3 protein-coding genes are annotated in these 9431 nt (G+C 37.9%); all 3 read left to right on the forward strand.

Features of this window, described 5'->3' with window-relative positions; genetic code table 11:
• Positions 1-643: 643 nt before the first annotated feature.
• The 3 genes from rpoB to WBY99_RS06330 all read left to right on the forward strand — a co-directional run bounded on the left by rpoB (position 644) and on the right by WBY99_RS06330 (position 9260).
• Complete coding sequence (rpoB, locus tag WBY99_RS06320) at positions 644-4471, forward strand: DNA-directed RNA polymerase subunit beta (RefSeq protein WP_423975486.1); 3828 nt, start codon at positions 644-646, stop codon at positions 4469-4471.
• 126 nt (positions 4472-4597) lie between these two features.
• A complete protein-coding gene (gene rpoC / locus WBY99_RS06325; protein WP_423975487.1) occupies positions 4598-8863 on the forward strand; it encodes a DNA-directed RNA polymerase subunit beta' in 4266 nt (1421 codons plus the stop codon).
• 85 nt (positions 8864-8948) lie between these two features.
• The gene (locus WBY99_RS06330; RefSeq protein WP_193810855.1) at positions 8949-9260 is read left to right on the forward strand and encodes a DUF3467 domain-containing protein; all 312 of its coding nucleotides are present in this window, start codon (positions 8949-8951) and stop codon (positions 9258-9260) included.
• The last annotated feature ends 171 nt before the right edge of the window (positions 9261-9431 follow it).

Genomic DNA, 9431 nt, shown 5'->3' on the forward strand with positions numbered 1-9431 from the left:
GAAAAAACATCGATCAATTATCGCTAAAATATTTATAAGTGTTTTTTTTTTTTTGAAAAGCGATGGTTTTGCCAATGATTTCTACTATTAATAATATTCCGAGTCTTTCATCAGGAATGGTGGTTTGTGTTAATAGGCCTGCTATAAAAAGATTTGCCGTTTATAATGGCTCAAAATGGTCTTTCTGGAAACCCTAAAAAACGACCGGTCAATCATTTAAGTCACTCTGCGGAGTGGCTTTTTTATTTGTTGATTCCAAATTTTATATGTAACTTTGCATCCAATTTTGGCGCATATCATTGTTTACTTGACTTTAAAATATTGAATATCAACTCTTTCATTTATTGAAAGGGGTTTTGTGTTTATAAGTACATCAAACAAAAGTTCCCGCCAAAATTACAGTGAAAATATTTTGCACTACGTCGTGAAAAGATATACCGATGTTGCAGTTAGGTTTTAGATAAAAGACTGATAGATTATAGATCAGAGACTTTTAATAAGAATTACTCAGATAACTGCGCCAAAGTTTTCTATATCGTTTTCTTATTGAGCCCATCTCAAATCTCGAATCTTTTCGTGTCGTATTTAGACCTGATATTTTATAAAACAAAATATTTTTTAACCCTCATTCTTTAATTTTTTTATGAGTAAATCTAAAGCAGTCGCTAAAACTCAGGCCAATGAAAGAATCAATTTTTCCGAAGCAAAAGGGAAAATTGTTACTCCTGACTTTTTGGACATTCAGATCCAATCTTTCAAAGAATTTTTCCAGTTGGATACCCTTCCGGAGCAGAGACTCAAAGAATCTTTGTACAAAACCTTTGAAGAGAATTTCCCAATTACCGATTCTAGAAACAATTTCGTTTTAGAGTTTTTGGATTATTTGGTAGATTCACCTCGATACTCGAGAGACGAGTGTGTAGAAAGAGGTTTAACCTATTCGGTTCCTCTTAAAGCCAGACTTAAATTGTATTGTACCGACCCGGAACACGAAGATTTCCAAACCGTAGTACAGGATGTTTATTTAGGACCAGTTCCTTATATGACGCCGTCTGGATCATTTATTATTAATGGTGCTGAGCGTGTTATCGTAACCCAGTTACACCGTTCACCAGGGGTTTTCTTTGGTCAAACGTATCACGCCAACGGAACCAAATTGTATTATTCCCGTATTATTCCTTTTAAAGGATCTTGGATGGAATTTACAACCGACATTAATAATGTAATGTTCGCGTATATCGACCGTAAGAAAAAATTACCATTAACAACTTTGTTAAGAGCTATCGGATACGAATCTGATAAAGACATCTTACAAATTTTCGACCTTGCTGAAGAAGTGAAAGTTTCTAAAGCAGCTTTGAAAAAAGTAGAAGGAAGAGTTCTTGCAGCGAGAGTTTTGAACACCTGGTTCGAAGATTTCGTTGATGAGGATACTGGTGAAGTAGTTTCTATCGAAAGAAATGAAATCATCCTGGATAGAGAAACTGTTCTAGAAAAAGAGCATGTTGATATGATTATCGATTCCGGTGTGAAATCAATTTTGATTCACAAGGAAAATGCTAATGAATTCTCGATCATCCAGAATACCTTACAAAAAGACCCTACCAACTCCGAAAAAGAAGCGGTAGAGTATATTTACCGTCAGTTGCGTAACGCAGATCCGCCCGATGAAGAAACTGCACGTGGAATTATTGAAAAATTATTCTTCTCTGAGCAACGGTATTCATTAGGAGAAGTTGGCCGTTACCGACTGAACAAAAAATTAGGATTAAATATTCCTGAAAAAACTGAAGTTTTAACCAAAGATGATATCATCGCGATCGTAAGACATTTGATCCAGTTGGTAAATTCTAAAGCGGAAGTTGATGATATTGACCACTTGTCAAACAGAAGAATTAAAACTGTTGGTGAGCAATTGTCAGGACAGTTCGGTGTAGGTCTTTCCAGAATTGCCAGAACAATCCGTGAGCGTATGAACGTTAGAGATAACGAAATCTTTACGCCGATTGACTTGGTTAATGCGAAAACTTTAACCTCGGTAATCAACTCGTTCTTCGGAACCAACCAGTTGTCTCAGTTCATGGACCAAACCAACCCGCTATCAGAAATCACGCACAAGCGTAGACTTTCTGCCCTGGGACCTGGTGGTTTATCAAGAGAGAGAGCAGGTTTCGAGGTACGTGACGTTCACCATACGCACTACGGTCGTATTTGTCCGATTGAAACTCCGGAGGGACCAAACATTGGTTTGATTTCTTCTTTAGGAATTTATGCAAAAATCAATACTTTAGGTTTCATCGAAACTCCATACAGAAAAGTAGAGAACGGTAAAGTTGACTTGAAAGGTGCTCAAATTTATTTGAATGCTGAAGATGAAGAAGACAGAACGATTGCTCAGGCAAATATTGAAATGAAGGACGATGGTACCATTCTTACAGACAGAGTTATCGCTCGTTTGGATGGTGATTATCCGGTTGTGGAGCCTCATCAGGTAGATTTAATTGATGTTGCGCCAAATCAGATTTCCGGTATTTCTGCTTCATTGATTCCTTTCCTGGAGCATGATGATGCTAACCGTGCATTGATGGGATCGAATATGATGCGTCAGGCTGTTCCATTATTGAAACCGGAAGCACCGATCGTAGGTACAGGTTTAGAAAAACAAGTTGCGTCTGACTCCAGAGTTTTGATTAATGCTGAAGGAACTGGAATCGTAGAATATGTTGATGCTGATAAAATCACCATTAAATATGACAGAACAGATGACCAAAATTTGGTTTCATTTGATTCAGGTACGAAAACGTATAAATTAACCAAATTCCGTAAAACCAACCAGAGTACGACGATTACTTTGAGACCAAACGTAAGAGTAGGTGACAAAGTAGAATTAGGTCAGGTTCTTTGCGACGGTTATGCAACTGAAAATGGTGAATTGGCAATCGGTAGAAACCTTACTGTAGCATTTATGCCATGGAAAGGGTACAACTTTGAGGATGCGATCGTAATTAACGAAAAAGTAGTCCGTGAGGACTGGTTTACTTCAATTCACGTTGATGAATATACGCTGGAAGTTCGTGATACCAAATTAGGTATGGAAGAATTGACTGCAGATATTCCTAACGTTTCTGAAGAAGCAACCAAAGACCTGGACGAAAACGGTATGATTAGAATCGGTGCTGATGTGAAGCCTGGTGATATCATGATTGGTAAGATTACGCCAAAAGGAGAATCTGATCCAACGCCGGAAGAAAAATTATTGAGAGCAATCTTCGGTGACAAAGCCGGAGATGTAAAAGATGCTTCGTTAAAAGCAGACTCTTCATTAAGAGGAGTTGTTATTAACAAGAAATTATTCTCAAGAAACATCAAAGACAAAAAGAAAAGATCCGAAGAGAAATTGAAACTGGAGGAAATCGAAAACACGTACAAAGCGAAATTCGACGAATTAAGAGGAACACTTCTTGAAAAATTAGGAACTTTAGTAAACGGAAAAACTTCGCAAGGAGTGAATAACGACTTGGCTGAAGAAATCATCGGAAAAGGCGTGAAGTTTACCACCAAACTTCTTCAATCTGTTGAAGATTATGTAAACGTAAGTGGTGCTGACTGGACCGTTGATGCTGAACGTAATGAATTGGTTAAACAATTGATTCACAACTACAAGATCAAATATAATGATCTGAATGGAGTGAAAAATCGTGAGAAATTTGCAATCTCAATCGGAGACGAACTTCCTGCAGGAATCATCAAATTAGCGAAAGTTTATGTTGCTAAAAAACGTAAACTGAACGTAGGTGATAAAATGGCGGGACGTCACGGTAACAAAGGGATCGTATCAAGAATTGTTCGTGAAGAAGACATGCCGTTCTTAGAAGACGGAACTCCGGTAGATATCGTATTGAATCCACTTGGTGTACCTTCCCGTATGAATATCGGTCAGATTTACGAAACCGTTTTAGGTTGGGCTGGACAAAAATTAGGATTGAAATTCGCAACTCCAATTTTCGACGGTGCAAGTTTAGAGCAGATTACAGAATATACAGAACAAGCAGGTTTACCAAAATATGGTAGCACTTACTTATTTGACGGTGGAACAGGTGAAAGATTCGCACAGCCAGCAACGGTTGGAATTATTTACATGTTGAAACTTGGTCACATGGTAGATGATAAAATGCACGCACGTTCAATCGGACCTTATTCATTGATTACGCAACAGCCATTAGGAGGTAAAGCACAGTTTGGTGGACAAAGATTCGGAGAGATGGAGGTTTGGGCATTGGAGGCATTTGGTGCTTCAAATATCCTTAGAGAAATCTTGACCGTGAAGTCAGATGACGTGATTGGTAGAGCAAAAACTTACGAAGCGATTGCAAAAGGAGAAGCAATGCCTGAACCAGGTATTCCAGAATCTTTCAACGTATTGCTTCATGAGTTGAAAGGTCTTGGTCTTGATGTAAGACTTGAGGAATAAATTCGATTTGAAATCAATTTATTTGAAATTTGAAATTCTGTCCGCAGGTTTTATAAAATTCAAAATAAATTTTTGGAGATTCATTAATCTCAAATCTCAAATCTTAAATCTCAAATTTAAAAACAAATGTCAAACAAAAATAAAACAAGTAATTTTAGTAAAATTACAATTGGTCTTTCTTCACCGGAATCTATTTTACAGGATTCACGAGGTGAAGTTTTAAAGCCCGAAACAATTAACTACCGTACGCACAAGCCGGAAAGAGATGGTCTTTTCTGTGAAAAAATATTCGGTCCTGTAAAGGATTACGAATGTGCGTGTGGAAAATACAAAAGAATCCGATACAAAGGAATCGTTTGTGACCGTTGTGGAGTAGAAGTTACCGAGAAAAAAGTACGTAGAGAAAGAATCGGGCATATTGGCTTGGTTGTTCCTGTGGCTCATATCTGGTACTTCCGTTCTTTGCCAAATAAAATCGGTTATCTTTTAGGATTACCGTCTAAGAAATTAGACATGATCATTTATTATGAAAGATATGTCGTAATTCAGCAAGGGATGGCTAAAAGAGCTGATGGTGCTGATTTCGATGATAAAGAATTTTTAACAGAAGAAGAGTATCTAGATGTTCTGGAAACACTTCCTGTTGAAAACCAATATCTTGATGATGCTGATCCGAACAAATTCATCGCCAAAATGGGTGCTGAAGCGGTGGAGCAATTATTAAGCAGAATCGATTTAGATACTTTGTCATTCGACTTGCGCCACAAAGCGCACAACGAATCTTCAAAACAAAGAAGAACAGAAGCGCTTAAAAGACTAAACGTTGTAGAAGCAATTAGAGGAGCAAACACCAGAATGATCAACCGTCCTGAATGGATGATTATGAGAGTGCTTCCTGTAATTCCACCAGAATTGAGACCTTTGGTTCCATTGGATGGTGGTCGTTTTGCGACTTCAGATTTAAATGACCTTTACCGAAGAGTAATTATTAGAAATAATCGTTTGAAAAGACTTTTGGAAATTAAAGCTCCAGAAGTAATCCTTAGAAACGAAAAAAGAATGTTACAGGAATCTGTAGATTCATTATTCGATAATACCAGAAAATCTTCTGCTGTAAAATCGGAATCTAACAGACCACTGAAATCACTTTCAGATTCATTGAAAGGTAAACAAGGTCGTTTCCGTCAAAACTTACTAGGAAAACGTGTAGATTATTCTGCTCGTTCCGTAATCGTCGTAGGTCCAAACTTACAATTGCACGAATGTGGTATTCCTAAAGATATGGCAGCGGAACTTTACAAACCGTTCATCATCAGAAAACTGATCGAAAGAGGAATTGTAAAAACCGTAAAATCAGCCAAAAGAATTATCGACAGAAAAGAACCTGTTGTATATGACATCTTAGAAGGAATCATTAAAGGTCACCCTGTACTTTTGAACAGAGCACCTACCCTTCACAGATTAGGAATCCAAGCGTTCCAACCGAAATTGATCGAAGGAAAAGCAATCCAACTTCACCCATTGTGTACCACGGCATTTAATGCGGATTTCGATGGTGACCAGATGGCAGTGCATTTACCTTTGGGTCCTGAAGCAATTTTAGAAGCACAACTTCTAATGTTGGGTTCCCAGAATATCTTGAACCCTGCAAATGGTTCTCCGATTACTGTACCTTCTCAGGATATGGTTTTGGGTCTCTATTATATGACCAAAGAATTATCGTCAACAGATGATATGAAAGTTCAAGGTGAAGGTTTGGCTTTCTATTCAGCACAAGAAGTAGAAATCGCTTATGCAGAAGGACAAGTTTCTTTGAATGCAAAAGTGAGATGTAGAGTGCCGATGAAAGAAGAAGGAGCATTAGTAACTCGACTTGTTGAGACAACCGTTGGTAGAGTTTTATTCAACCAAATTGTTCCAGAAGGAGTAGGTTACGTTAATGAACTTTTAACCAAAAAATCACTGAGAAATGTTATTGGTAGAATTTTAGCTGATACCGACTTCCCAACGACTGTTAAATTCTTGGATGATATGAAAGACTTAGGTTATTCTCATGCATTCCGAGGTGGACTTTCGTTTAGCTTAGGAGATATCGTAATTCCTGCAGAAAAGAAAACCATGATTGCAACTGCTGTAGAAACAGTAGATGAAATCAAGGCGAACTATAACATGGGATTAATTACCGATACAGAGCGTTACAACCAGGTAATTGACGTTTGGACGAACACCAACGCAGGATTAACAGAAATGATTATGAGTAGAATGAAAGTCGACCAAGGTGGATTCAATTCTGTTTATATGATGCTTGATTCTGGAGCAAGGGGTTCCAAAGAACAGATCCGTCAGCTTTCAGGAATGAGGGGATTGATGGCAAAACCGCAAAAAGCCGGTTCATCTGGAGCCGAGATTATTGAAAACCCGATTGTAGCGAACTTTAAAGAAGGGCTTTCTATTTTAGAATACTTTATCTCTACTCACGGTGCTCGTAAAGGTCTTGCGGATACCGCACTAAAAACTGCCGATGCCGGTTATTTGACCAGAAGATTGGTGGACGTTGCACAAGATGTGATCATTACTGAAAACGACTGTGGAACTTTAAGAGGAACAGAAATTACACCACTTAAGAAAAATGACGAAATCGTTGAACGTATTTCTGAAAGAGTATTAGGTAGAGTTTCTTTACATAATGTGTACGATCCAGAAACCGATGAAATTATCGTTGAAGCAGATATATTGATCAATGAGGCTTATGCCAAAGCAATTGAAGCAGCCGGAATTGATAGTGTAGAAGTTCGTTCGCCATTAACTTGTGAAGCGAAAAAAGGAATCTGTGCAGCTTGTTACGGTAGAAACTTAGCAACTGGTAAACCTATTCATATGGGTGAAGCAGTAGGAGTTATCGCAGCACAATCCATTGGTGAGCCAGGAACTCAGTTAACATTGAGAACCTTCCACCAAGGGGGAACTGCAGGAAATATCTCAGAAAATCCATCGATTGTTGCCAGAAGAGATGGTATCGTAGAAATGGATGAAATTAGAACAGTTACTTCAGAAAACGAAGCCGGTAAAAAAGCAGAAATCGTAGTTTCCCGTTCAACAGAATTCCGTTTGGTAGCAGACAATGCTGCAAGAACGCCGTTAATGGTTGCGAATATTCCTTATGGATCTGAATTAGCCGTTAAGCCAGGTGATAAAGTATTAAAAGGAGATCTAATCTGTAAGTGGGATCCGTATAATGCGGTAATCATCGCTGAATCTGCAGGTAAGATTGAATATGAAGATATTATCCAAGGGGTTTCATTCTCACTAGAGATTGATGAGCAGACTGGTTTCGAAGAGAAAGTAATTTCTGAATCTAGAAACAAGAAAGCAGTACCAACCTTGAAAGTGGTGGATTCTAAAGGAGTGGAGCAAAAAGCATACAACTTACCGGTAGGAGCACACATCATGGTCAACGATGGTGAGAAAATTAAGTCTGGTAAAGTAATGATCAAGATCCCAAGAAAATCTGCAAAATCTGGAGATATTACAGGGGGTCTACCGAGAGTTACCGAATTGTTCGAAGCGAGAAATCCTTCAAACCCAGCAGTAGTTACAGAAATCGACGGAGTAGTATCTTACGGTAAAATCAAAAGAGGGAACCGTGAGCTCATCGTAGAAGCAAAAACTGGAGAAATCACTAAATATTTAGTGAAATTATCCAACCAGATTTTGGTTCAGGAAAATGACTTTGTAAGAGCTGGATCACCATTATCTAATGGATCAACTACACCAGATGACATCTTGAAAATTAAAGGACCAACTGCCGTACAGGAATATTTGGTCAATGAAATTCAGGAAGTATATCGTCTACAAGGGGTGAAAATCGATGATAAACACTTCGAGATTATTGTTCGTCAGATGATGACCAAAGTTTCAATCGTAGATGGTGGAGATACTCAATTCTTAGAAGGAGCACTGGAACACAAATATGATTTCTTATTAGAAAACAACAGAGTGTTCGGTCTGAAAGTAGTTACAGAAGCCGGAGATTCAAAAGAATTCAAACCAGGTCAAATGATTACTACCAAAGATCTAAGAGACGAAAACTCTAAACTGAAACGTGAAGATCTGGCCTTAGTAGAAGTTCGTGATGCACTTCCTGCAACTGCAACACCAGTATTGCAAGGGATTACAAGAGCGGCCCTACAAACCAAATCATTCATGTCTGCAGCCTCTTTCCAGGAAACGACGAAAGTATTGAACGAAGCAGCAGTTTCAGGAAAAGTAGATTACCTGAGCGGTCTGAAAGAAAACGTAATTGTAGGACACAGAATCCCTGCAGGTACAGGTCTGAAAGACTATCAAAACGTGATCGTGGGTTCTAAAAAAGAATTCGAAGACATCAACTAAATATTTTAATTATAGATTACGGATATCAATTTTAAATAATTATATTCGTAGTCTATAATTTTTAACTTAAAATATAAAACTTAAAATGGACAACAATCAAAACCAAAATCAAGATCCAAACAACATTAACATTCAATTAAGCGAAATGGTTGCAGGAGGAGTTTACTGTAACTTAGCTTTAGTAAATCATTCCCCTTCAGAATTCGTGGTAGATTTCATCCAAATGATGCCAGGAGTTCAGCAGGCTAACGTAAGATCAAGAGTAATCTTGGCTCCACTACACGCAAAAAGAGTAATGGCAGCATTGCAACAAAATATCACCAACTACGAACAACAATTTGGCGAAATCAAAGAAGTTGAGCCTTTCGTATTAGGACAAAACAACGTACAGGCATAAGATTTTTCTACTTTGTCAAAGTTCCAAACTTTGACATAGTTTTCAAAGTTTATCAAAATAGAAAATCCCGATTCATTCATTTGAATCGGGATTTTTTTATTTTTTAAAAGTATTAACTGCAAAATTTTTCGATGAAAACCTTATATCCGCTTGTAGGAATATCTTGTAATC

Source organism: Kaistella sp. (assembly GCF_049588135.1).
GTDB lineage: Bacteria > Bacteroidota > Bacteroidia > Flavobacteriales > Weeksellaceae > Kaistella.